The 24,038-nt window shown below is 61.8% G+C and carries 18 protein-coding genes; 12 read left to right on the top strand and 6 right to left on the bottom strand.

Going from position 1 to position 24,038, the window contains the following annotated elements; translation table 11 throughout:
- The first annotated feature begins 50 nt into the window (after positions 1-50).
- From glgX to GQX66_RS22540, 8 genes are all read left to right on the top strand, one after another.
- A complete protein-coding gene (gene glgX / locus GQX66_RS22575) occupies positions 51-2,210 on the top strand; it encodes a glycogen debranching protein GlgX (RefSeq protein WP_240871574.1) in 2,160 nt (719 codons plus the stop codon).
- 1 nt (position 2,211) lies between these two features.
- The gene (locus GQX66_RS22570) at positions 2,212-3,210 is read left to right on the top strand and encodes an acyl-CoA dehydrogenase (RefSeq protein WP_240871569.1); all 999 of its coding nucleotides are present in this window, start codon (positions 2,212-2,214) and stop codon (positions 3,208-3,210) included.
- Positions 3,207-3,965: a PIG-L family deacetylase gene (locus tag GQX66_RS22565; RefSeq protein ID WP_102686267.1), complete on the top strand. Its 759-nt coding sequence runs from the start codon at positions 3,207-3,209 to the stop codon at positions 3,963-3,965. Before GQX66_RS22570 ends, GQX66_RS22565 begins: the two co-directional genes overlap by 4 nt.
- Positions 3,962-4,561 (top strand): SAM-dependent methyltransferase, encoded by a 600-nt coding sequence (locus GQX66_RS22560; protein ID WP_085745824.1) that lies wholly within the window; start codon positions 3,962-3,964, stop codon positions 4,559-4,561. The genes GQX66_RS22565 and GQX66_RS22560 overlap by 4 nt, the downstream gene beginning before the upstream one ends.
- The gene (locus tag GQX66_RS22555; RefSeq protein WP_085745825.1) at positions 4,558-5,217 is read left to right on the top strand and encodes a glycosyltransferase; all 660 of its coding nucleotides are present in this window, start codon (positions 4,558-4,560) and stop codon (positions 5,215-5,217) included. The genes GQX66_RS22560 and GQX66_RS22555 overlap by 4 nt, the downstream gene beginning before the upstream one ends.
- Positions 5,218-5,394: 177 nt before the next feature.
- Positions 5,395-6,156, top strand: a complete 762-nt coding sequence (locus GQX66_RS22550; protein WP_085745826.1) for a PIG-L family deacetylase — start codon at positions 5,395-5,397, stop codon at positions 6,154-6,156.
- A gap of 91 nt (positions 6,157-6,247) precedes the next feature.
- Positions 6,248-7,045 carry an endonuclease/exonuclease/phosphatase family protein gene (locus GQX66_RS22545; protein WP_085605158.1) on the top strand — a complete coding sequence of 266 codons (798 nt, stop codon included), beginning with the start codon at positions 6,248-6,250 and terminating at the stop codon, positions 7,043-7,045.
- A gap of 390 nt (positions 7,046-7,435) precedes the next feature.
- Positions 7,436-8,506, top strand: coding sequence for an autotransporter outer membrane beta-barrel domain-containing protein (locus GQX66_RS22540; RefSeq protein ID WP_240871567.1), 1,071 nt, complete (start codon positions 7,436-7,438; stop codon positions 8,504-8,506).
- A 54-nt stretch (positions 8,507-8,560) separates the two neighbouring features.
- On the opposite strand, the gene glgB is transcribed toward GQX66_RS22540, so the two are convergent.
- The 3 genes from glgB to GQX66_RS22525 all read right to left on the bottom strand — a co-directional run bounded on the left by glgB (position 8,561) and on the right by GQX66_RS22525 (position 16,312).
- Positions 8,561-10,792: a 1,4-alpha-glucan branching protein GlgB gene (gene glgB / locus GQX66_RS22535; RefSeq protein WP_240871561.1), complete on the bottom strand. Its 2,232-nt coding sequence runs from the start codon at positions 10,790-10,792 to the stop codon at positions 8,561-8,563.
- Between the two features lie 2 nt (positions 10,793-10,794).
- On the bottom strand, positions 10,795-14,136 hold the full coding sequence (gene treS, locus GQX66_RS22530; protein WP_240871552.1) for a maltose alpha-D-glucosyltransferase: 3,342 nt from the start codon (positions 14,134-14,136) through the stop codon (positions 10,795-10,797).
- 178 nt (positions 14,137-14,314) lie between these two features.
- Positions 14,315-16,312 (bottom strand): alpha-1,4-glucan--maltose-1-phosphate maltosyltransferase, encoded by a 1,998-nt coding sequence (locus GQX66_RS22525; protein WP_129974289.1) that lies wholly within the window; start codon positions 16,310-16,312, stop codon positions 14,315-14,317.
- A 218-nt stretch (positions 16,313-16,530) separates the two neighbouring features.
- Between GQX66_RS22525 and GQX66_RS22520 the strand changes: the two genes are divergently transcribed.
- A complete protein-coding gene (locus GQX66_RS22520) occupies positions 16,531-16,689 on the top strand; it encodes a hypothetical protein (RefSeq protein ID WP_165369575.1) in 159 nt (52 codons plus the stop codon).
- On the opposite strand, the gene GQX66_RS22515 is transcribed toward GQX66_RS22520, so the two are convergent.
- A complete protein-coding gene (locus GQX66_RS22515; RefSeq protein WP_085745831.1) occupies positions 16,690-17,226 on the bottom strand; it encodes an MgtC/SapB family protein in 537 nt (178 codons plus the stop codon). It lies immediately after the preceding gene.
- Between the two features lie 123 nt (positions 17,227-17,349).
- On the opposite strand from GQX66_RS22515, the gene GQX66_RS22510 reads away from it, so the two are divergent.
- From GQX66_RS22510 to mapR, 3 genes are all read left to right on the top strand, one after another.
- Entirely contained in the window at positions 17,350-17,598 is a 249-nt protein-coding gene (locus GQX66_RS22510; RefSeq protein ID WP_007952135.1) for a DUF3203 family protein, read from the top strand.
- A 195-nt stretch (positions 17,599-17,793) separates the two neighbouring features.
- Complete coding sequence (ccoG, locus tag GQX66_RS22505) at positions 17,794-19,224, top strand: cytochrome c oxidase accessory protein CcoG (protein ID WP_240871544.1); 1,431 nt, start codon at positions 17,794-17,796, stop codon at positions 19,222-19,224.
- A gap of 281 nt (positions 19,225-19,505) precedes the next feature.
- Positions 19,506-20,915 (top strand): GntR family transcriptional regulator MpaR, encoded by a 1,410-nt coding sequence (gene mapR / locus GQX66_RS22500; RefSeq protein WP_039772397.1) that lies wholly within the window; start codon positions 19,506-19,508, stop codon positions 20,913-20,915.
- Between the two features lie 63 nt (positions 20,916-20,978).
- Here mapR and GQX66_RS22495 read toward each other — a convergent pair whose 3' ends face one another.
- Both GQX66_RS22495 and GQX66_RS22490 read right to left on the bottom strand, forming a co-directional pair.
- Positions 20,979-21,725: an SDR family oxidoreductase gene (locus tag GQX66_RS22495; RefSeq protein WP_007955033.1), complete on the bottom strand. Its 747-nt coding sequence runs from the start codon at positions 21,723-21,725 to the stop codon at positions 20,979-20,981.
- 85 nt (positions 21,726-21,810) lie between these two features.
- Positions 21,811-23,892, bottom strand: a complete 2,082-nt coding sequence (locus GQX66_RS22490; RefSeq protein ID WP_085745833.1) for an EAL domain-containing protein — start codon at positions 23,890-23,892, stop codon at positions 21,811-21,813.
- Between the last annotated feature and the right edge of the window lie 146 nt (positions 23,893-24,038).

Raw genomic sequence — 24,038 nt, 5'->3', positions numbered from 1 at the left:
TTACTCGTCCTCGAAAAACATCTACCCCCCGATTTTTTGCAGGAGCACCTATGAACCGTCCAAAGAAAGCCGAGCCCGCCGCGCACGCCGAACCCTCGCGCATCCGTGAAGGCCTGCCCTTCCCGCTCGGCGCGACCTGGGATGGTCTGGGGGTGAACTTCGCGCTGTTTTCCGCCAACGCCACCCGCGTTGAACTGTGCATTTTCGACGATGCCGGCGAAGTCGAACTCGAGCGCATCGAGCTGCCGGAATACACCGATGAGATCTACCATGGCTATCTGCCCGATGCACATCCGGGCCTGATTTACGGCTACCGGGTCTACGGCCCGTACGACCCGGCCAACGGCCACCGCTTCAACCACAACAAATTGCTGATCGACCCGTACGCCAAACAACTGGTGGGCGAGTTGAAATGGTCCGAGGCGCTGTTCGGTTACACCATCGGCCACCCGGACGCCGATCTCAGCTTCGACGAGCGCGACAGTGCGCCCTTTGTCCCCAAGTGCAAGGTCATCGACCCGGCGCACACCTGGGGCCACGACCACCGCGTCAGCGTGCCGTGGGACAAGACCATCATTTACGAGACCCACGTGCGCGGCATCAGCATGCGCCACCCTTCAGTGCCCGAGAACGTGCGCGGTACGTTTGCCGGGCTGATGGTCGACGACGTGCTCGAACACATTCGCAAACTCGGCGTGTCGACTGTTGAATTGCTGCCGATCCATGCCTTCGTCAACGATCAGCACCTGCTGCACAAAGGCATGACCAATTACTGGGGCTACAACAGCATCGCGTTCTTCGCCCCGGACCCGCGTTATCTGGCCAGCGGCAAGATCGCCGAGTTCAAGGAGATGGTCGCGCACCTGCACGACGCCAATCTCGAAGTGATTCTCGACGTGGTCTACAACCACACCGCCGAAGGCAACGAGCAAGGCCCGACCCTGTCGATGCGCGGGATCGATAACGCCTCGTACTATCGCCTGATGCCGGACGACAAGCGCTTTTACATCAACGATTCCGGTACCGGTAACACCCTCGACCTGAGCCATCCGTGCGTGCTGCAGATGGTCACCGACTCGCTGCGCTACTGGGCCAGCGAAATGCACGTCGACGGCTTCCGTTTCGATCTGGCGACCATTCTCGGTCGCTATCACGACGGTTTCGATGAACGTCACAGTTTCCTTGTTGCTTGCCGCCAGGATCCGGTGCTGCGTCAGGTGAAAATGATCGCCGAGCCTTGGGACTGCGGCCCCGGCGGCTATCAGGTCGGCAACTTCCCGCCGGGCTGGGTCGAGTGGAACGACAAGTTCCGCGACACCGTGCGCGCGTTCTGGAAAGGCGACGACGGCCAGCTCGCCGACTTCGCCAGCCGCATGACGGCCTCCGGGGAAATGTTCAACCAGCGTGGCCGCCGGCCTTATTCGTCGGTCAACTTCGTCACTGCTCACGACGGTTTCACCCTCAACGATCTGGTGTCCTACAACGACAAGCACAACGAGGCCAACGACGAAAACAATCAGGACGGCAGCAACAACAACCTGTCCTGGAACCACGGCGTCGAAGGCCCTACCGACGACCCGGAAATCAACGCGCTGCGCCACCGGCAGATGCGCAATTTCTTCGCCACCCTGCTGCTGTCCCAAGGCACGCCGATGCTGGTGGCCGGTGACGAATTTGCTCGTACCCAGGACGGCAACAACAATGCCTATTGCCAGGACAGCGAGATCGGCTGGGTCAACTGGGACCTGAGCGAGGACGGCAAGGCGCTGCTCAAATTCGTCAAGCGCCTGATCAAGTTGCGTCTGGCCTACCCGATCCTGCGACGCGGGCGTTTCCTGGTCGGCGAATACAACGAGGATATCGGCGTCAAGGACGTGACCTGGCTTGCGCCGGACGCCACGGAGATGACCACCGAACACTGGCATGACGCGCAGAACCGCTGCATGGGCATGCTGCTTGACGGTCGTGCCCAGGAAACCGGGATCCGCCGCAAGGGTGCCGACGCCACGTTGCTGCTGGTGGTCAACGCCCATCACGACATCGTCAACTTCACCTTGCCGGAAGTGCCTGAAGGCAGTTTCTGGACGTGCATGATCGATACCAACCAGCCATCGATCCGTGGCCAGGAGCGTTTTGAATTCGGTCATGAGTACTCGGTCACCGGGCGTTCTCTGCTGCTGTTCGAACTGCAACGCGAAGAAGAGGACTGACATGGACTTGCCCGTCTATCTCTCACGGCACGCGCCGGACTACCGCGACACTGCCGCCCTCGGCCTGTGTCTGCGGCAACTGGTCGAGGCCGGCCTCGATCGCCTGCCGTTACCCGGCAGCGGTCGTACGCTGGAGCGCTGGCAACGGCTGTCCGAGGTCGGTGGGCATGATCTGGGGCTGTGCAAACTTTACGAAGGTCATACCGATGCGCTGGCAATCATCGAACAACTCGGTGGCTCGCCGACGCCCGGCAGCACGTGGGGCATGTGGGCGGCCGAACCACCGCAGGCGCGGGTGCGGGTCGGCCGCTCGGGGCAACTGGTGCGGCTGAACGGACGCAAGGCCTGGTGCTCCGGGGCGGCGGTGCTCAGTCATGCCCTGCTGACGGCGTGGGATGAGGACGATCGCCAGCAACTGGTGGCCGTGGCCCTCGACCAACCGGGCGTGACCGTCACCGATCAAGGCTGGCAAGCGGTCGGCATGGCGGCCACCGGCAGCGTCGAGGTGCTGTTCGACGAAGTCGAGGCGCAGGCGATCGGCGATCCTGGCGACTACCTGCAACGTCCGGGGTTCTGGCACGGCGGGATCGGGATTGCCGCGTGCTGGTACGGCGCCGCGAGGGAAATCGGTGAACAGCTGCGCCAGCAATGTGCCCGACGTGAAGAACCCCATTCGCTGGCCAGTCTCGGCGCCGTCGACAGCGCCTTGCACGCCGCAGCTCAAGCGCTGCGCGTCAGTGCGCTGGACATCGACAGCAATCCCCACGCCAACGCCGAGTTGCTGGCCCGCCGTGTACGCGCCGTGGTCGAAGATGCCGCCGAACAGGTCATTCGCGAGACAGGTCGGGCGCTCGGTGCCGGGCCGTTCTGCAAGGATCCGCACTTTGCCCGCCTGGCGACCGACTTGCCGGTTTATCTGCGCCAGAGCCACGCTGAACGCGATTTGGCAGCACTGGGCCGATTGATTGCGCAGCACCCACGCGAGGGTTGGGCCCTATGAAGCGCAATCCGATTGTCGGTGAAGGCACCTCCCTGCAGGAATGGCAGAGCTCACGTCATCTGGCAGCGGTAGACAGTATCGACACTCTTGATCTGGTACCGCCGGGATCGCGAGCGGTGGTGATTGCGCCGCACCCCGACGATGAGGTGCTCGGTTGCGGCGGGCTGTTGCAACAGCTCGCCGCCGCGGGTCGCACGCTGCAACTGATTTCGGTCACCGACGGCAGCGCCAGCCATCCTGGCTCGGAGCGCTGGCCGGTGGAGCGCTTGAGCGTGGTGCGCCCGCAGGAATCCGCCGAAGCCCTGCGTCGTCTTGGCCTGCCCATGCATCAGGTGCAATGGCTGCGTGGCGGCTTCCCCGACACCCAGGTCGCCGCGCGCGAATCGATGCTGTGTGAATACCTGACCCGCTACCTGCAACCCGACGACGTGATCTTCACCACCTGGCGCGAAGACGGCCACAGCGACCACGAAGCCGTCGGCCGCGCCAGCGTCGAGGCTGCGCGCCGGGTGGGTGCAATTTGCCACGAGCTGCCGGTCTGGACCTGGCACTGGGCAACGCCCGAAGACGCCATCGTGCCTTGGGAACGGGCGCGCAAAATCCTGCTCAGCCCCGAACAGGTCGCACGCAAACGCCATGCGGTGCACGCCTTCGCCAGCCAGCTGGAGGGTGATCCCGACGCAGGCCTGGCCCCGGTGCTCAAACCCTATGTCATCGATCGACTGCTGCAACCGTTCGAGGTGGTCTTTCTATGAGTGTCGAGGATCGCTACTTCGAAGGCCTGTTCGCCGGCAATAACGACCCCTGGGGATTTCGCCAGCGCTGGTACGAGCAGCGCAAACGCCTCGTGACCCTGGCGGCCCTGCCCCGCCCGCATTACCGGACGATTTTCGAACCCGGTTGCGCCAACGGCGAACTGAGCGCCGCGCTGGCCGAACGCTGTGATCGGCTGTTGTGCTGCGACACAAGCGCCGCCGCGGTCAATCTGGCGCGCACCCGGCTGAGCCTGTTCGACCACGCCGAAGTCCGTCAATGTCGGTTGCCTGGCGACTGGCCGGCGGAAAAATTCGACCTGATCGTATTCAGCGAAATCGGCTACTACCTCGACCGGCAGGATCTGACGGAGGTCATCCATCGCATCAGTGATTCATTGACGGCAGACGGGCAATTACTGGCCTGTCACTGGCGCCCGGTTATCGAAGGCTGCCCGCTTAATGCCCGACAGGTTCACGACCTGATTCACGAACAATTGCACCTGCCGCGAGTGGTCCTGCATCAGGAAGCGGATTTTCTGCTGGAAGTCTGGAGTCGCGAACCGCGTTCGGTGGCCGCGCTGGAGGGGTTGCGATGATTGGCATCCTGATCCCGGCACACAACGAAGAAGAGTGGCTCGATGACTGCCTGCACGCCGCCTTGCGCGCCGCCGGGCATCCGATGCTGGCCGGTGAGCCGGTGGAGGTCCTGGTGGTACTCGACAGTTGTACCGACCGTTCGGCGCACATCGTCAGCCAGTATCCGGTGCAGGCGCTGAGCATTGATGCCCGCAATGTCGGCCAGGCCCGGGCCATCGGCGCGCAACAACTGCTTGATCGGGGTGCTCGCTGGATTTCCTGCTCCGACGCCGACAGCCGCGTCGCCGAAGACTGGCTGGTGGAACAACTGGGATTGGGCACCGATGCGGTATGCGGCACGGTGACGGTCGAGCGCTGGCATGAAACGTTCGATGAAGCCGCGCAGATTCGCTATCACGGTCATTACCAGGCCTGTGAAGGTCACCGGCACATCCATGGCGCCAATCTGGGTGTCAGCGCGCAAGCCTACGTGCGCGCCGGCGGCTTCGAACCGTTGTCCTGTGACGAAGATGTGCAGCTGGTGCGCCAACTGGAGCTTTGCGGGGCCAGCATCGCCTGGAGCCATCGCCCGCAAGTCATCACCAGCGCCCGTCTGGACAGTCGCGCACGCGGCGGTTTTGGCGACTATCTGCGACAGTTGGCACAGACTGAATAAAAAAAAGCGGATCAGGTTGATCTGTGACGCGACGAACTGTCCTTCTTGAGCAATACTCTGCAGCGCAGCAATCCAGGGTTCGGAGCGCTGCAGGGCTATCCACCAGCCTTCACGGGTCGTACACGCCTCTCATGGCGCGCACGACTGAGGGCGAGACACAACAAGGATGTATCACTCATGAAACCGTTATCCCTCAGCGAGAGCGGCCTGCCGGCGCAGATCTGGAACAGTGCCGCGCAGCTCGACAACATTCCCGTCATCAACACCCACACATTGGTTCCACCCGGTGCCCGCGCCGTGGTCATCGCCCCGCACCCCGGCGATGAAGTGGTGACCTGCGGCGGCCTGCTGCAACTGCTTTCCAGCCTCGGCCATCCCTTGCAACTGCTGTCGATCACCGATGGCAGCGCCAGTCATCCGGGCTCTCGCCAGTGGTCGGAAAAACGCCTGAGCGTGTTCCGTCCACAGGAAAGCGTCGAAGCGCTACGCCGCCTGGGTTTGCCGATGCACAGCCTGAAGTGGGTGCGCGGCGGTTTCACCGACAACGCCCTGCACGATCAGGAATCTCAACTGACCGAATTCATCGCCCGCTACCTGCGTCCTGGTGATGTGGTTTTCAGCACCTGGTGCAACGACGGCACCGCTGATCATGAAGTGGTCGGCCGGGCCAGCGCCAAAGCCGCACAACAGGTCGGCGCCACCTACCACGATGTGCCGGTCTGGGCCTGGCACTGGCCGGAACGGGATCAGGCGCAGATTCCTTGGCACCGCGCACGCAAGCTGCGCCTCGATACCTGGACCGTTGCGCGCAAGAGCCACGCCACCCATGCCTACGCCAGTCAGCTCAATGGCGAACCGGCGATCGGGATCGCGCCGCTGCTGCCCAAGTCGATTCTGGAGCGCATGCGCCTGCCCTACGAGATCGTCTTCGTCGATTGACGGTCCGTCGGGCGCGGGCAGCCACTCAAAGTGAACTGCCCGCGCCCGGATCAGTCGCATGAACAGGCAGTCATGATTCAGAGGAGTGAACGTGTCCAGCGATCCCAAGCGTCATGCCGTCGACGCACAGACCTCGACCCCGTCCGCCATCCATCGCCTGCGGGTGCTCACGGTCAATACGCACAAGGGTTTCACCGCGCTCAATCGACGTTTCATCCTTCCGGAATTGCGTGAAGCGGTGCGCAGCACCTCGGCCGATCTGGTGTTTCTGCAGGAAGTGGTGGGCGAACACGAGCGGCATTCCAGCCGCTACAACGAATGGCCGCAAACTTCGCAGTACGAATTCCTCGCCGACAGCATGTGGAGCGATTTTGCCTACGGCCGCAATGCGGTCTATCCCGACGGCCATCATGGCAACGCCCTGTTGTCGAAATACCCGATCCGCGAATACCGCAACCTCGACGTCTCCATTACCGGCCCTGAACGGCGCGGGTTGTTGCACTGCGTCCTGGATGTGCCGGGGCATGCCGAAGTGCATGCCATCTGCGTGCACCTGAGCCTGCTCGAAAGCCATCGGCAATTGCAGTTGCAGCTGCTCTGCCAGTTGCTCGAATCGCTGCCCGACGATGCGCCGGTGATCATCGCCGGTGACTTCAATGACTGGCAGTTGCAAGGCAACGTCGCCCTCGCCCGCCGCGACTACCTGCACGAAGCCTTCGAACGCCATCACGGCCGCCCGGCGAAGACCTACCCCGCGCGTTTCCCGTTGCTGCGACTGGACCGGGTCTACCTGCGCAATGCCAGCAGCCACGACCCGCGGATCCTCGGCAACAAGCCGTGGACGCATCTCTCGGATCATTTGCCGCTGGCCGTTGAAGTGCATTTGTAGCGCGATACTGACAGCTGTCTTCACCCAAAAAGCCACGCGAAACCGGTTGCCGCATTCGGTTTCGCAGACCGGCTGTCGGCTATAAAACGCCTCTGCCTCGCGGCTTTCACAGCCATTGGCTCTACAAACAAGCACTTAGATAAATGCGCAAAAACATAAGCTTGCATCACCCGTTTTGACCCGACCACTCATCGTCCAATTTCTTGACGCAAGGGCTCCGGTCTTCTTAGCTCTACCTTACTACCCCCGGAAATACTACTCGGGGCGAACCTCAGGCCACTCGTCAAAACGGGCGGCCTCGGGCTCGCCACGCTCCATTCGGTCGCCCCTCGTTCGGGGTAGGAGAGACGCCAAGGCGAGATACCACATGCGCTAGCAAGGTAGAACTCCATGAAAACCTCACTCACCTCACAAGAGATCAAAGTCACGTTCTGCACCGTTTCAAGTTCTATCTTGCTGTGCTCGTCCATGGAGGCGCAGGCGGGTCCTGTGGCGGACGAGGCGACGCCCTGGTATCGCCAGGACATTCCCGTCATGACCCTCCCCGCCACGGTCGTGACCCCGGGGCCGCAACGGCTGAGCTCACAGCCGGATCTGCGCGGCACAAAGCTGATCACCGAAGACCTCGCACCCTCGGCCTGGGATCAACTCTACGGACAGACGTCCCGCCAGGCGCAAACCGACGTCCTCAGCCCGGGCTTCGCCACGTCCGGCACTGGCGACTTCAAGGGCCCCGCCGTGCTGACCCTGAAAAGCAGCAGCGGCCACACCCACCAGCTCGGCCTGATCGGCGGGGTCAATCAGATCAAGGCCAATGGCAGCGGACTGATCACCAGCCGCGCCCTCGCCGATCCGAACACCGACACCCTCAACCTGCAAGGTCAGAGCCTGGGCGCCTACTACAGCTTGAGTGGCCCACAGGGCTGGCACGTTGACTTGTCGGCCAGTGGCGGTCGGGTCAGCGGTTTCAGTCGTAACGAGCAAGGTGCACGCCTGGCCACCGAAGGCAGCGCGATGACGCTGTCGGTGGAAGGTGGCTTCCCGATCGGTCTGGGTGAAAACTGGGTGGTTGAACCGCAAGCGCAATTGATCAATCAGCGCATCACTCTGGATACGCCGTACGCAGGCTCGGGCAACGCCTCTTCCAGTGACATTACATCGTGGAGCGGCCGGGTCGGTGCGCGCTTGAAAGGCAGCTACGATCTGAACGGGTTGCCCGTTGAGCCCTACGTGCGCACGAACCTGTGGCACACGGTGTACACCGGCGACACGGTGACGCTGGATCAGGTGGACAAGATCAGCAGCAGCCGCAAATCCTCGACCGTGGAGGTCGGACTGGGGTTGGTGGCGAGAATGACGCCGACGGTGAGTCTGTATGTCAGCGCCGATTACAGCAGCGACGTGGATGACAACGATCTGAACGGGTTGATTGGCAGCCTGGGGGTCCGGATGCGTTGGTAAAGACGATATGCACGATCGTCCCCACGCTCTGCGTGGGAACGATCTCGCGTGAGGTCAGCCCTCAGGCTTGAGGATCAACACCGCCAGCGGCGGCAGGTTCAGCTCCAGCGACAACGCCTGCCCATGACTAGCCACCTCTTCGGTGAACGCCCCGCCGCCATTGCCATAATTGGAACCGGCATAAGTGTCGGCATCACTGTTGAGCAACTCCTTCCAGCGCCCGGCAAACGGCACACCGACGCGATACGACTGACGCGGCACCGGGGTGAAGTTGGCCACCACCAGCACCGGCGTGCCGTCCTTGCTCCAGCGCAGCCATGCGTAAACGCTGTTGATCGCATCGTCACCGATCAACCACTGGAAGCCTTGCGGCGCATCATCCTGCTCGTGCAGCGCCGGTTCTTCGCGGTAGAGCCGGTTGAGATCAGCGACCAGTTTCTGCACGCCTTTGTGTTCCGAGTACTGCAGCAGATACCAGTCGAGCTGCTGGTCGTGATTCCACTCGCGCCACTGGCCGAACTCGCAGCCCATGAACAGCAGCTTCTTGCCCGGATGGGTCCACATGAAGCTCAGATAGGCGCGCAGGTTGGCGAATTTCTGCCAACGGTCGCCGGGCATCTTGTCGATCAGCGAATGCTTGCCGTGCACCACTTCGTCGTGGGAAATCGGCAGGATGAAACGCTCGGACCAGGCGTACACCAGGCCGAAACTCAACTCGTTGTGGTGGTGGGCGCGGTACACCGGATCCTGCTGGATGTAGTGCAGCGAATCGTGCATCCAGCCCATGTTCCATTTGTAGGCAAAACCGAGGCCGCCTTGTTGGGTGCTCTGGCTGACGCCAGGCCACGCCGTGGATTCCTCGGCGATCACCAGCGCACCCGGTGCCTCCAGCGCTACCACATCGTTCAAATGCCGCAGGAAGTCGATGGCTTCAAGGTTCTCGCGACCGCCATGACGGTTCGGCACCCACTCGCCGGCCTTGCGCGAATAGTCGCGATAGAGCATCGACGCCACCGCATCGACCCGCAGACCGTCAATGTGGAAATGCTTCAACCAGTGCAGCGCCGACGCCAGCATGTAGCCATGCACTTCAGTGCGGCCCAGGTTGTAGATCAGCGTGTCCCAGTCCTGATGGAAGCCTTCCAGCGGGTTGCCGTATTCGTACAGTGCCGTGCCGTCGAATTGGGCGAGGCCATGGGTGTCGGTGGGAAAATGCGCTGGCACCCAGTCGAGAATCACACCGATGCCGGCCTGGTGACAGGCATTGACGAAATCGCCGAATTGCTCGGGTGTGCCGTAACGCGCGCTCGGGGCGAATTGCGACAGCAACTGATAACCCCAGGAACCGCCGAACGGGTGCTCCATGATCGGCATCAGTTCGATGTGAGTGAAACCCAGCTCCTTCACATACGGGATCAAACGTTCGGCCAGCTCCGGCCAGGTGTACTGGCGCGCCACTTCACCGAGATCGTCGAGTTCGCATTGCCAGGAACCGGCATGCAACTCGTAGATCGAGAGTGGCGCATTGTGCTGCTGGCGCTCGCGACGGCTGCTCATCCAGTCCTGATCCTGCCAGTCGATTTGCAACGGCGGGGCGACTTTCGAGGCGGTGTCCGGCGGCAGGCTGGTGGCCAGCGCCATCGGGTCGGCCTTCAGCGGCAGAATGCCGTGGGCGCCGAGGATTTCGTACTTGTACAGCTCGCCCGCCTGCAAGCGTGGAATGAACAGCTCCCAGACCCCGGACGGGTGCCGCAGACGCATCGGATGCCGCCGCCCGTCCCAGACGTTGAAGTCTCCCACCACCGACACCCGCCGGGCATTCGGTGCCCACACGGCAAAGCGCACACCGTCGACGCCATCGACGGTTTTCAGCTGCGCGCCGAGGCAACTGCTGAGGTCGCGGTGATTACCTTCGGCGAACAGGTACAGGTCCATTTCACCGAGCAACTGGCCAAAGCTGTAAGGATCTTCCGCGACCTGTTCACCACCGGCCCAGCGAGTGCGCAACAGGTACGGCCGTGCGCCCTCGAAATGGCCGACAAACAGCCCCGGCGTTTCGGTGGCCTCCAGCGCACCGAGCTCTTCGCCACTGTTTTTATCGACGACAGAAACACTCAACGCGCCGGGCAGATACGCCCGGATAAATTGCCCGCCGGCACCATCGCCGTGGGGGCCAAGAATGGAAAACGGGTCGTGATGTTCTGCGCGCACCAAAGCATCAATGTCTTTTGCAGTGGGCAGCAATCTTTCTTTAGCGTGACCCTGTTCCCTGTTCGAGAAACTCATGACTACTCTCCACCAAGATCGGAAAAGGGTTTGAGCCCCGTCAATAACCCGTACAGACCGTGCAGCGGCACGGGCAGCCAGGTGGGGCGATTTTCGGCTTCATAGGCCACTTCGTAGGCCGCTTTCTCCAGACCGAACAACGCCAGTGCGGCGTCGGCACCTTCAGGATCTTGCCAGGCATGATCAAGACTAGCTGCCGCTTGGCGATATGCCTGGAGAAATGCTTCCCGGGCTTCACGCAGGTAACGCTCCGTGACTCGCCGACGCGCGGCTTCGGCCTCGGGGCTGTTGTCGACGTTGTGCACATTCAGGGCCATGGCCGCGGCGTAATCGAAGGAACGCAGCACACCACTGACGTCCTTGTACGGGCTGTGCTTGCCCCGGCGTTCGGCCAGTGGCCGCGCCGGTTCGCCCTCGAAGTCGATCAGGTAGGCGTCGCCCTTGATCACCAGCACCTGCCCCAAATGCAGGTCGCCGTGCACGCGGATCCGCAAGCCGCCAGCGGACTGTTTGGCCAACTCCTGCACGTGGGCAAGGATGGTTTTCTTGTTGTCGAGCAACCGACCGACCAGCTTCTGATCCGCCGCGTCGAGTTCGCCCTGATGCTGCTTGAGCAACTTCAACGCATGCTCGACCTGCGCCGCGACATCCTTGCCGGTCGCCTGCGCATCCTTGGCCGAACTGACTTGCGGCGCGAAGTCCTGGTTGTCGCTTGGCGCTGCCAGCACCTGATGCATTTCCCCCAGACGCTGGCCGAGCATGCCGGCAAAATCCTTCAGTTCACCCAGGGCGTTGTAGTGTTGCGCCTGCTCGGACACGGCGTCCGCCAATTCATCGCGCAGCGCCCGTTCAAGGTTGTTCTGCGTCCATTCCCAGGCATCGCCCTGATTGCTCAGGTAGCCTTGGGCGATCATCAGCAGGTTGTCTTCGCCCTTCCCGTCCCGGCGAATCACCGAGCCGAGCAGCGGAGAGATATTGGCAAATCCGGCCGCCGTCAGGTAAGCGCTCATCTCCAGTTCCGGGTGTACGCCGGAAGCGACTTTGCGGATCAGCTTGAGCACCAGACTGTTGCCGATCACCACCGAACTGTTGGACTGCTCGGCGGACAGATAGCGCACTTCGGATTCCGCACCGAGGCCGAGTTTTTCCAGTTGCGACGTTGCCTCGAAACGGATCTCGCCCTCACTGGATTCCAGCACCGTTCCGCTCTGCATGCCTTCGAGCACCGCGCGAATAAACGCTTCGAGACTGAACGCATCGGTGATCAACCCGACCTGACGCACCCGACGCACTCGGGCCAGGGCCAGTTGTTGCGGCAACGCCGGCCCGACCTGATCTTCGGCAATGAAGCCGAACGGCAATTGATAACGGCTGGTCTGCCCGCCGCTCTGCACTTCGATTTCACTGAGCAGCACCGGATGCTGCGCGTCGCCGAAGCGCACGCCGTAGGCCAGTTTCACCTGGTCAATCGCAGCGTCCTTGCCGGCGAACCAGCGGCGGTTTTGCAGCCAGCTCGGCAGGATCGCCCGTTCGAGGGTGGCGCGGGACGGCGCTTCGAGCAGTTCTTCCATGCGCTTTTTCAGCACCAGAGTGGTGAAGTCCGGCAGGCTCTGCGCCGGCTCGACGTGCCAGCTCGGCATCTGGTTTTCCGCCGCCAGGCCGAACCAGTAGAAACCGTAAGGCGGCAGGGTCAGAAGGAAACTCAACTGGCCGATGGGCGGGAACGCGTTACCGCCGAGCATCTCCACCGGCACCATGCCGACGTAGGCCGACAGGTCGAGCTCAACGGCTTGCGCACTGCGGGATACGTTGGCCACGCACAGAATGATTTCGTGCTTGCCGTCCGGCCCGGTGTATTCACGGGTGTAGGCCAGCACCCGGCGGTTGGCCGGCGAAAGCATTTTCAGCGTGCCGCGCCCGAATGCCTTGGATTGCTTGCGCACCGCCAGCAGGCGGCGAGTCCAGTTCAGCAGCGAATGCGGGTCACCGGCCTGGGTTTCGACGTTGACCGATTGATAACCGTATTGCGGGTCCATGATCGGCGGCAGTACCAGACTGGCCGGATCGGCGCGGGAGAAACCGCCGTTGCGGTCGATCGACCATTGCATCGGCGTGCGTACACCGTCGCGGTCGCCGAGGTAGATGTTGTCGCCCATGCCGATTTCATCGCCGTAATACAGGGTCGGCGTGCCGGGCATCGACAGCAGCAGGCTGTTGAGCAGTTCAATGCGGCGGCGGTCGCGCTCCATCAACGGCGCCAGACGCCGGCGAATCCCGAGATTGATCCGAGCGCGACGGTCGGCGGCGTAGTAGTTCCAGAGGTAGTCGCGTTCTTTGTCGGTGACCATCTCCAGCGTCAGCTCATCGTGGTTGCGCAGGAAAATCGCCCACTGGCAGTTGGCCGGGATCTCCGGGGTCTGGCGCAGGATGTCGGTGATCGGGAAGCGATCTTCCTGGGCCAGTGCCATGTACATGCGTGGCATCAGCGGGAAGTGGAACGCCATGTGGCATTCATCACCATTCACACCCTCGGCGTCGGTGTCGCCGAAGTACAGCTGAGTGTCTTCCGGCCATTGGTTGGCTTCGGCCAGCAACATGCGATCCGGGTAGTTGGCGTCGATCTCGGCGCGGATCTGCTTGAGGACGTCGTGGGTTTCCGGAAGGTTTTCGTTGTTGGTACCGTCGCGCTCGATCAGGTACGGAATCGCATCCAGGCGCAGGCCGTCGATGCCCATGTCCAGCCAGTAGCGCATCACCGACAGCACCGCTTTCATGACTTGCGGGTTGTCGAAATTCAGGTCCGGCTGGTGCGAATAGAAGCGGTGCCAGAAGTACTGGCCGGCTACCGGATCCCAAGTCCAGTTGGACTTTTCGGTGTCGAGGAAAATGATCCGGGTGCCGTCGTATTTCTGGTCGTCATCCGACCACACATAGAAATCCCGCGCCGCCGAACCGGGCTTGGCCTTGCGCGCCCGCTGGAACCACGGGTGCTGATCGGAGGTGTGGTTGATGACCAGCTCGGTGATCACCCGCAACCCACGCTTGTGCGCTTCGGCAATGAACCGCTTGGCATCGGCCATTGTCCCGTAATCGCTGTGCACGCCACGGTATTCAGCGATGTCGTAACCGTCGTCGCGGCGTGGCGAGGGGTAGAACGGCAACAGCCAGATGGTGTTGACGCCGAGTTCGGCGATGTAATCGAGTTTGGCGATCAGGCCGGGAAAGTCGCCGATCCCGTCGTTGTTGGAATCGAAAAAGGATTTGACGTGAACTTGATAGATGACCGCGTCCTTGTACCAGAGCGGGTCTTTGATGAAGGTGGCAGCCTTGGGTTTCTTCGCCATGTGAAACTCCTGTTGAATTCAATAAGGGCGCCCTGCGCAGATCGCTGATCGCTGATCGTTCCCACGCTCTGCGTGGGGAATGCATACCGGGACGCTCCGCGTCCCAAAGCGGACGCAGAGCGTCCATGGCGGCATTCCCACGCGGAGCGTGGGAACGATCAGGAACCGATCAAGTCGATCAGGAAGAAGTGATCCGCCAGATTCCGAACGGCTGGTAAGCCGGGTCGATCCGCATGAACTGGTACTTGCCGTGCCAGTCCCAGCGATGGCCATTCATCAGGTCTTCGCCGTGGGTGGTGGCATCGTCCGGCAGGCCCATTTCCCACAGCGGGAGCTCGAAATTCGCTTCCTGAACGTTATGCGGATCGAGGCTGACGGCCACCAGAATGAAATTGCTGCCGTCCGCGCTGCGTTTGCCGAAATACAGAATGTTGTCATTCCAGGCGTTGTAGATCTTCAGGCCCAGATGGCTGTGCAGCGCCGGATTCTGCCGGCGGATGCGGTTGAGCTGGGCGATCTCGGCAATGATGTTGCCGGGCTGGTTGAAGTCGCGGACGCGGATCTCGTACTTCTCGGAATCGAGGTACTCCTCCTTGCCCGGCACCGGCGCCGATTCGCACAGTTCGAACCCGGAATACATACCCCACAAGCCCGAGCCCATGGTCGCCAGCGCCGCGCGGATGAGAAATCCGGGACGTCCCGATTCATGCAGGAACGCCGGGTTGATGTCCGGGGTGTTGACGAAGAAATTCGGCCGGTAGCACTCGCGCCACGGCGATTCATTGAGTTCGCTGAAATAGGTCGCCAGTTCGGCCTTGGTGTTGCGCCAGGTGAAATAGGTGTAGCTCTGGGTGTAACCGACCTTGCCCAGCCGCGCCATCATCGCCGGCGTAGTGAAGGCTTCAGCGAGGAAGATCACTTCCGGGTACAACGTACGGACATCGGCGATCAACCATTGCCAGAACGGCAGCGGCTTGGTGTGCGGGTTGTCGACGCGAAAGATCTTCACGCCCTCCTGCACCCAGCCAACCACGATGTCGCGCAATTCGACCCACAGGCTCGGAATCGCTTCCGGTGCGTAGAAGTCGACGTTGACGATGTCCTGGTATTTCTTCGGCGGGTTCTCGGCGTATTTGATCGTGCCGTCCGGCCGCCAGTTGAACCAGCCCGGATGCTGCTTGAGCCACGGGTGATCCTGGGAACACTGAATGGCGAAATCGAGGGCGATTTCCAGACCATGCTCAGCGGCTGCGGCCACCAGCCGACGGAAATCCTCGCGGGTGCCGAGCTGCGAGTGAATCGCTTCGTGGCCGCCCTCCTCGCTGCCGATCGCATACGGGCTGCCGGGATCGTCCGGGCCGGCGGTCAGGGAATTGTTGCGGCCCTTGCGATGGCTGCGGCCAATCGGGTGGATCGGCGTGAAGTACAACACGTCGAAGCCCATGTCCTGAATCATCGGCAGGCGCGCGTGCACGTCATTGAAGGTGCCGTGGCGGGCGGGATCGTCGGTGATCGAGCGGGGAAACAGTTCGTACCAGCTGGCGAATTCCGCCAGTTCGCGCTCGACGTCCACCGGGAATTCCGGGCTGAGACTCAGATAGGCGCGGTGATCGGCCTCGGCCATCAGTTGCGCACTGCGCGAGTGCAGAAACAACGCGACCTGCTCGGTTTCGAGCAGGCCGGACAATTCGTGGTGCAGGCCGGCCAGTTGTTCGCTGAGCTGACCTTCACTGCGCTCGGCGGCCTGTTGCACCATGGTGCGCCCCTCTTGCAGCTCGAGGCTGACCGGGACGGCGGCGGTGTGCTTTTTCTCCAGTTCGTACTGAAAACTGGCGAACTGGTCGATCCAGGCTTCGATCAGAAACAGATAACGGCCCACGCGCTGTGGCTGGAAAACGCCTTTCCAGCCGTTATTGCCCTGATCGGACATGACCTCGGTCTGCCACGACTCATCGCCCTCTTCGCGCCAGCGGATGCGCACCGCCAGTTTGTCGTGACCGTCGGCGAACACCTTGCTGGTGACCACGATCTCGCGGCCCGCGATCGCCTTGACAGCAAACTGTCCGCCGTCGAGGGTCGGCGCGGTGTTTTCTATGACGATGCGCGGCAACAGCAAGGCCTGCGACAGCGGTATATGCGGGTTGTAGCTCTGTTCCGAGGGTTTTTCAGCAGTCATTGAGCATCTCTCCTTAACGCCCCAAGGACGCTCGTTTGCCTGTTTGGCGGTCACGGCCGGGCCTTCGCCCGATGATGAACTCTCTCAGGTTCCGAGCGGCCGTCGCCGGGAAAAGTTCACAGGGATTTGCCGCGCTACAAAATCGGATCGATTTCGCAGTGAAGTGGTCAATCCACTTAAGCACGTCCCACGCCAAGTTCCACACGGAGGTTCACCCGATGACTATTCCGATTCCCGCTGAAACACCCGATCCGAACATCGATAAACCGACCCTGCCCGAGACCGAGCCGCAGCCGATTCCCGAACAGGAACCGCCTGGCACCACGCCACCACCGAAGGAAGAACCACCCACGACCATGCCGCCGGTAATCGTCTGATCAGCGTAGGTCGCTGTGGTCTTTCTCGATGCGGTCCTTCTCGATGTGATCCTTTTCGAAGACCCTGACGATCCGCGGCATGACACTGAATATTCCCAACGCGAGCAACGTACTGAGCACCGCCGTCGCCTCGCGGCCCAGACCGGCCGCGACGCCGATGGCGGCAGTCATCCACAAACCGGCGGCGGTGGTCAGGCCCTTGACGTGGCCTTCGTCGCCTTCATGATTTTTCAGGATGGTGCCGGCCCCGAGAAAGCCGATCCCGGCAATCACGCCCTGCACCACCCGGCTCATCGCGTCGGCCTGGGAACCGGACAATTGCGGTACCAGCACGAACAACGCCGCGCCAAGGGCTACCAGCATGTGCGTTCGCACCCCGGCAGCCTTGCCCTTGTGCTCGCGCTCAAACCCGAGAATCCCGCCCAATATCGCCGCCATCAGCAGGCGCACGGTGATCCGGGTCAGCTGCGACGCATCGCCGATGTCGGCGAATTCCGCTTGCAGGGTTTCCCACACTTCATGCCACCAGGCGTTCATCGGCCAGTCCTTGTTATGAGTTTATAAAGGATGGACAGCGCCGACCATTAATCGGTTGCGTAGAACGATCTGCAGAACCGCGCACCCAAATGATTCAGACTCCCGTGAAAAAAGGACAACCCCATGCCCCTTCGTATCGATGAAAGCAATCCGGAATCGAAAGTCTGTTTTTTCACCGTTGAAAACGGTGAGGAAATCCGGATCTGCGACACGCTGGAAGTCAGGACAGATAGCGAAAAAGCCATGTCGTTCGTCGAAGTGGAAGGACGGCGCATCTACGTCACCGAGGCCGAAGCTGATGCATTGACCGTCGCCGGCGCCCGGGATGGACGCAAACACCTGAAGGCCGACGACAGTGATTCGGTGATTTGACTGACCTCGATCAACAAGCGGCGCAGGCGTCTGGGATAGGCGTCTGCGCCTCGGCCCACGGGCTGCTTCAAGTTGTCGCAGGCGTTTGTGCGAAACCCATCTGATACGCTTTTTATTGAAATACCTGAGTCTGTTATGCAAACAGATCGGCGCTCATAGTTCCCTGGCCTGATGGAGGCTGATGAGCGAACGACCATGAGCGAACGAATCCCCGTCCGAACCGTAGAAGCATCTCCCCAGATCAAAAAAGTACCGGCGCGCCCAATGAAGGCGAAACACGCCACCAGCGACAACCAGATCTTCACCCGCAGCTTCACCGGCCTGTTCCGCACCCTGCGCATGAGCGGCGCGGGGTTTCTGTTCCTGTTGTTTTTCGGCACGGTGTGGCTGAACTGGGGCGGTCGTCAGGCGGTGCTCTGGGACCTTTCCGAAAGCAAATTCCACATCTTTGGCGCGACCTTCTGGCCGCAGGATTTCATTCTGCTCTCGGCGCTGCTGATCATCGCCGCGTTCGGCCTGTTCGCGATTACCGTGTTCGCCGGCCGGGTGTGGTGTGGCTACACCTGCCCGCAGAGTTCGTGGACGTGGATCTTCATGTGGTGCGAGAAGATCACCGAAGGCGAGCGCAACCAGCGGATCAAGCTGCAAGCGGCGCCCTGGAGCCTGAACAAACTGGCGCGGCGTGCGGCCAAGCACACGCTGTGGCTGGCGATCAGCGTACTGACCGGCCTGACTTTCGTCGGCTACTTCACCCCGATCCGGCCATTGGCCGAAGAGTTGCTGACCTTGCAGATCGGCGGTGTCAGCCTGTTCTGGGTGCTGTTTTTCACCGCCGCCACTTACATCAATGCCGGCTGGCTGCGTGAGGCGGTGTGCATGCACATGTGCCCCTATGCACGGTTCCAGAGCGTGATGTTCGACAAGGACACGCTGGCGATTTCCTACGACGTGGCCCGTGGCGAAAACCGAGGCCCGCGCAAACGCGACATGAAACCGGCCGAAGCCGGCCTTGGCGATTGCATCGACTGCCAGTTGTGCGTGCAGGTCTGCCCGACCGGCATCGACATCCGCGACGGCCTGCAAATGGAATGCATCGGCTGCGCGGCGTGCATTGATGCTTGCGACTCGATCATGGACAAGATGAATTACGCTCGCGGCCTGATTCGCTACACCTCCGAGCGCGAGTTGCAGGGTGGCAAGACGCACTTGTTGCGCCCGAGATTGATCGGCTACGTCGCGGTGCTGGTGGTGATGATCGGCGCCCTCGCCCTGGCGTTGGTGGAACGGCCGATGGTGTCGTTGGACGTGACCAAGGATCGTGGTCTGTTCCGTGAGAACGGTCTGGGCCAGATTGAGAACATCTACACCCTCAAGGTCATCAACAAAACCCAGCAGCGTCAGGACTACAACCTGAGCCTGGTGGATGGCGACGGCTTCCAGCTGCAAGGCAAGACTGAGCTGAGCCTGGCGCCGGGCGAAATTGTCGATGTGCCGGTGTCGGTGGCGATGACCACGGAACGCGCGGCCAGCAGCTCGCAGACCTTGAGTTTCAAGATTGCCGACAGTGATGAGCCTGAGGTTTATAGCGTGGCGAAGAGCCGGTTTGTTGCGCCGATGAATCGGTGAGGCTTTAAGATGGCGGCGGTTTCGGGGGGTGTGGTGTGTCAGTACAACTGCCCCTCACCCTAGCCCTCTCCCAGAGGGAGAGGGAACCGACCGCAATGTCTGGCGTTATACATCGACCTGAAAAACCGAGTCGATTATGGATTCACTGCTGCACGATCAGGTCGGCGTAACTCTGCAGCATCCCACGATCAGTCCCCTCTCCCTCCGGGAGAGGGCTAGGGTGAGGGCTGATGCCACTGACCCACCACAAAAACACCAAACACCACGTACCAAGGCCCCCGATGAAACGCTACGAAAAATTCGCCGACGACATCGCTGAACTGATCCGCTCCGGCGTCCTCGGCCCCGGTCAGCGGGTGCCGTCGGTGCGCTACGCAAGCCAGACTTACGGCGTCAGCCCGTCCACGGTGTTCCAGGCCTATTACCTGCTGGAACGACGAGGCCTGATCCGTGCCCGGCCGCGCTCCGGCTACTTCGTCAACACCCACGCTCCGAGCCCGTTCTCGGAGCCGGTGATCAGCAGCCAGGTCAACGAGTCCACCAAGGTCGACGTCAGCGAACTGGTGTTCTCGGTACTCGAATCAATCAAGGATCCGAGCACCGTGCCATTCGGCTCGGCATTCCCCAGCCCGACCCTGTTCCCCCTGCAGCGTCTGTCCCGCTCGCTGGCCAGTGCCGCCCGGGAGATGGACCCGCGCATGGTGGTCACCGACATGTCGCCGGGCAACCCGCAACTGCGTCGGCAGATCGCCCTGCGCTACATGGTCGGCGGCCTGATGCTGCCGATGGAAGAATTGCTGATCACCAACGGCGCCCTCGAAGCGCTGAACCTGTGCCTGCAAGCGGTGACCGAACCCGGCGATCTGGTGGCCATAGAAGCCCCGGCGTTTTACGCCAGCCTGCAAGTACTGGAACGCCTGAAGCTCAAAGCCGTGGAAATCCCCGTGCACCCGCGCGACGGCATCGACCTCGGCGTGCTCGCCCAGACACTCGAGCGGCACCCGATCAAGGCCTGCTGGTGCATGACCAGTTTCCAGAACCCGATGGGCGCGACCATGCCCGAGGCCAAGAAACAGGAGTTGGTGGAACTGCTGAAACAGCATCAAGTGCCGTTGATCGAAGACGACGTCTACGCCGAACTTTATTACGGCCAGCAGGCACCGAAACCGGCCAAAGCCTTCGACACCGAAGGTCTGGTGATGCACTGCGGCTCGTTCGCCAAAAGCCTCGCCCCCGGCTACCGCATCGGCTGGGTCGCCGCCGGCCGCTATGCGCAAAAGATCGAACGGCTGAAACTGATGACCTCGCTGTGCGCCTCGATGCCCGCGCAAGCCGCCATCGCCGACTACCTGCAACACGGCGGCTACGACCGTCACCTGCGCAAACTGCGCTACGCCCTGGAAGAACAGCAAAGCGCGATGCTCGCAGCCATCGCCCGCTACTTCCCGGCGCAGACGCGCGTGAGCCAACCGGCCGGCGGCTACTTCCTGTGGCTGGAACTGCCACCGCAGATGGATTCGTTGAAGTTGTTTCAGATGGCGTTGGCGCAAGGCATCAGCATTGCGCCGGGGCCGATTTTTTCGCCGACCCAGCGCTTCAGGAATTGCATTCGATTGAACTACGGCAGCCCGTGGACCGAGGATGCGGAGAAGGCAATGGAGACGTTGGGGCGGATTGTGCGGTCGTTCTGAAAGACCGCTGATCGTTCCCACGCAACCAGTTGATCGTTCACACGCTCCGCGTGGGAACGATCATTAACGGCCGCCGCCGAGATCGACAAAAGTCCCGGTGGCATAAGAAGCCTTGTCCGACAGCAACCACACAATCGCCTCCGCCACCTCATCCGGCCGGCCGCCCCGGGCCATCGGAATTGCCGACTCCAGCTTGCTGACCCGATCCGGGTCGCCGCTCAACGCGTGGAAATCGGTATAGATGTAGCCCGGACGCACCGCATTCACGCGAATCCCCTCGCCCGCCACTTCCTTGGACAGGCCGATGGTGAACGTATCCAGCGCGCCTTTGGACGCTGCGTAATCGACGTATTCGTTGGGCGATCCCAGCCGCGCGGCGACCGAGGAAACGTTGACGATGCTCCCGCCCTGCCCGCCATGTTTGGGCGACATGCGCAGGATCGCGTGCTTGGCGCAGAGAATCGGCGCCAAGACGTTGGTTTTCATGATTTTGAGGATGCGGAATTCGGACATTTCGTCGACCCGGGATTTTTGCCCCACGGTGCCGGCGTTGTTCACCAGGGCGGTGACGCGGCCCAGTTCGCTGTCGACCCGGTTGAACAGCGCGATCACTTCGTCTTCGATACTGACATCGGCGCGCACAGCGATGGCCGTGGCGCCGCGCTCACGCACCTGATCGAGCACGTGGTGAGCGGCCTGTTCGTCCGTCTGGTAATTGATGCAGATCCGGTAGCCTTGCTCGGCAGCCAACAATGCAGTGGCGGCGCCGATTCCTCGACCGCCGCCGGTGATCACAATGACTTTATCCATGCTGGCCTTTCCCCCGATGCACACGTGACAGTCGGGGCAAGAATAACCGTCATTGCAGGGTTTTGCATGACCTGCGATTAGCGGCTCAGCTCACCGCCAATGGTTTGCCGCGCGCGATGTCCTGCAGAAAGCGATCCGCCGGCATCGGGTGACCGAGCAGATAACCTTGCAGTGAATCGCAGCCCAGTTGCGTCAGGAAATCCTGCTGCGAGTCGGTCTCCACACCTTCAGCCACGATGCGCAGCCCCAGTGCCTGACCGAGGGCGACGATCGCCGAGACGATAGCCGCGTCATCGCTGTCGTGTTCCAGATCGCGGACAAAACCGCGGTCGATTTTCAGCTCGTTGGCCGGCAGACGCTTGAGATACATCAGGCTCGAATAGCCGGTGCCGAAATCATCGATGGACAGGTCGACGCCCATGTCGGCCAGCTCCTGCAACACCGTCATGCTCGCATCGGCGTCGCTCATGGCGGTGGTTTCGGTGATTTCCAGGGTCAGGCTGTTGGCCGGCAAATGGTGGGTGGCCAGGGCCTTGGCCACGCTGCGCACCAGTCCTGAGTGGCAGAACTGCAATGCCGACAGGTTCACCGCAATCCGCCAGTCGGTGTAACCCAGCACGTACCATTCGCGCATCTGCCTGCAGGCTTCGTTGAGCACCCATTCGCCAATCGGAATGATCAGTCCGGTCTTCTCCGCCAGATCGATGAACTTGTCCGGCATCAGCATGCCTTGGGTCGGATGTTCCCAGCGCACCAGCGCCTCGGCACCGACCGGACGACCATCGGCCGCATGGAATTTGGGTTGGTAATGCAGGCTGAACTCGCCGTGCTCAAGCGCCGCCCGCAAGTCCTGCAGCAATTGCAGCTGCTTGCGGGCGTTGCTGTTCATCGAGGCGTCGAAGAAGCTGTAGCCGTTCTTGCCGCCGCCCTTGGCGTGATACATCGCGGCGTCGGCGTTCATCAGCAGTTCCTGGGCGTTCTGGCCATTCCCCGGATACAGGGCGATACCGACGCTGGCGGAAATCTGCAGTTCATGTTCGGCGACCCGGAACGACTGCGCGATCAGGCCGACCTGACGCGCCGCCAGGCCCAGTGCATCGTTGGGCTCGGTCAGGCGCACCAGCAAGACAAATTCATCGCCGCCGATCCGCGCCAGCGTGTCGAGGCTGCGCAAGTCTTCACGCAGACGCACCGCCACTTCGCGCAGCAACTGGTCGCCCATGTGGTGACCGAAAGCGTCGTTGACCGGTTTGAAGCCGTCCAGATCGATGAACATCAGCGCAAAACAGCCGCCCTGTTCGTTGACCTTTTTCATCGCCTGATTGATCCGGTCGTCCAGCAGCATGCGGTTCGGCAGGCCGGTCAGGGTGTCGTGCAAGGCCAGTTGGGTGAGTTCGCGGTTGGCGACGGTCAACGAATGGGCCAGATCAGCCGTGCGGGCTTCCAGACGCGCGTCGAGAATCGAGGTCAGCAGCGCGATGGCCAGCACCGCCAGCGTGGTGATCAGCACCAGATTGTCGAGGCCGTTGCCGTTCAGACCGCCGAGTGCCGCGCCGCAGAAACTCCCGTCGGGAAACCGCGCCGCCGCCATGCCGGTGTAGTGCATGCCGACAATCGCCACACCCATGACAATCGCCGCCCCGGCCCGAAACACCCGCACGTAAGGCGAGTGTTGACGCAGTCGGAAAGCGATCCACAGCGCTGCCGCGGACGCGCCGACGGCGATCAATAAGGAGGCGCCGAACAGTGTCGGATCGTAGTCGATGCCCGGTTGCATACGCATCGCGGCCATGCCGGTGTAGTGCATGGCGCTGATGCCGGCGCCCATGATCAATGCGCCAAAAGCCAGTTGCCAGGCTGGCAGTTTCGGCTGGCTGACCAGCCACAGGGCAAAACCGCAGGACAGCACGGCGATCAGCAATGAAAGCGCGGTGATTGAAATGTCGTAACCGAGGCTGATCGGCAGCTTGAATGCCAGCATGCCAATGAAGTGCATCGACCAGACGCCGATGCCCATGGCAAACGCCCCGCCGGCCGTCCACAAATGCACGGCGCGGCCCTTGGCAGTGGCAATGCGCCCGGTCAGATCGAGCGCGGTGTAGGAAGCGAGGATCGCCACACACAGCGAAATGAAAACCAGCGTGAAGGAATAGCTACCGATGAGCATGAGAATTCTCGTGACCACCCCGCCGTACTGCGTCCGTTCTCGGCGGGGCCAAATGCGCCGATTGTACTGATTGCGTAAAAGAATTCACTGACAAAGTAATCAAATGGCCATCAACCCGATGAAACGCTTGTTTGATCGTCTGACAG

This window comes from Pseudomonas sp. B707, assembly GCF_022496685.1.
GTDB classification, from domain to species: Bacteria; Pseudomonadota; Gammaproteobacteria; order Pseudomonadales; family Pseudomonadaceae; genus Aquipseudomonas; species Aquipseudomonas paraglycinae.
The sequence above is the reverse complement of the archived record's forward strand: the minus strand, read 5'-3'. Positions and strand labels throughout refer to the sequence as shown.

Excerpts from the sequence above, each read along its gene's own strand:
- GQX66_RS22565 (WP_102686267.1), top strand. The coding sequence starts at position 3,207 with ATGAAGCGCAATCCGATTGTCGGTGAAGGCACCTCCCTGCAGGAATGG.
- GQX66_RS22490 (WP_085745833.1), bottom strand. The coding sequence starts at position 23,892 with ATGCTCATCGGTAGCTATTCCTTCACGCTGGTTTTCATTTCGCTGTGT.
- GQX66_RS22515 (WP_085745831.1), bottom strand. The coding sequence starts at position 17,226 with ATGAACGCCTGGTGGCATGAAGTGTGGGAAACCCTGCAAGCGGAATTC.
- GQX66_RS22550 (WP_085745826.1), top strand. The coding sequence starts at position 5,395 with ATGAAACCGTTATCCCTCAGCGAGAGCGGCCTGCCGGCGCAGATCTGG.
- GQX66_RS22525 (WP_129974289.1), bottom strand. The coding sequence starts at position 16,312 with ATGACTGCTGAAAAACCCTCGGAACAGAGCTACAACCCGCATATACCG.
- treS (WP_240871552.1), bottom strand. The coding sequence starts at position 14,136 with ATGGCGAAGAAACCCAAGGCTGCCACCTTCATCAAAGACCCGCTCTGG.
- mapR (WP_039772397.1), top strand. The coding sequence starts at position 19,506 with ATGAAACGCTACGAAAAATTCGCCGACGACATCGCTGAACTGATCCGC.
- glgB (WP_240871561.1), bottom strand. The coding sequence starts at position 10,792 with ATGAGTTTCTCGAACAGGGAACAGGGTCACGCTAAAGAAAGATTGCTG.
- GQX66_RS22560 (WP_085745824.1), top strand. The coding sequence starts at position 3,962 with ATGAGTGTCGAGGATCGCTACTTCGAAGGCCTGTTCGCCGGCAATAAC.
- ccoG (WP_240871544.1), top strand. The coding sequence starts at position 17,794 with ATGAGCGAACGAATCCCCGTCCGAACCGTAGAAGCATCTCCCCAGATC.
- GQX66_RS22540 (WP_240871567.1), top strand. The coding sequence starts at position 7,436 with ATGAAAACCTCACTCACCTCACAAGAGATCAAAGTCACGTTCTGCACC.
- GQX66_RS22570 (WP_240871569.1), top strand. The coding sequence starts at position 2,212 with ATGGACTTGCCCGTCTATCTCTCACGGCACGCGCCGGACTACCGCGAC.
- GQX66_RS22555 (WP_085745825.1), top strand. The coding sequence starts at position 4,558 with ATGATTGGCATCCTGATCCCGGCACACAACGAAGAAGAGTGGCTCGAT.
- GQX66_RS22520 (WP_165369575.1), top strand. The coding sequence starts at position 16,531 with ATGACTATTCCGATTCCCGCTGAAACACCCGATCCGAACATCGATAAA.
- GQX66_RS22495 (WP_007955033.1), bottom strand. The coding sequence starts at position 21,725 with ATGGATAAAGTCATTGTGATCACCGGCGGCGGTCGAGGAATCGGCGCC.
- glgX (WP_240871574.1), top strand. The coding sequence starts at position 51 with ATGAACCGTCCAAAGAAAGCCGAGCCCGCCGCGCACGCCGAACCCTCG.
- GQX66_RS22510 (WP_007952135.1), top strand. The coding sequence starts at position 17,350 with ATGCCCCTTCGTATCGATGAAAGCAATCCGGAATCGAAAGTCTGTTTT.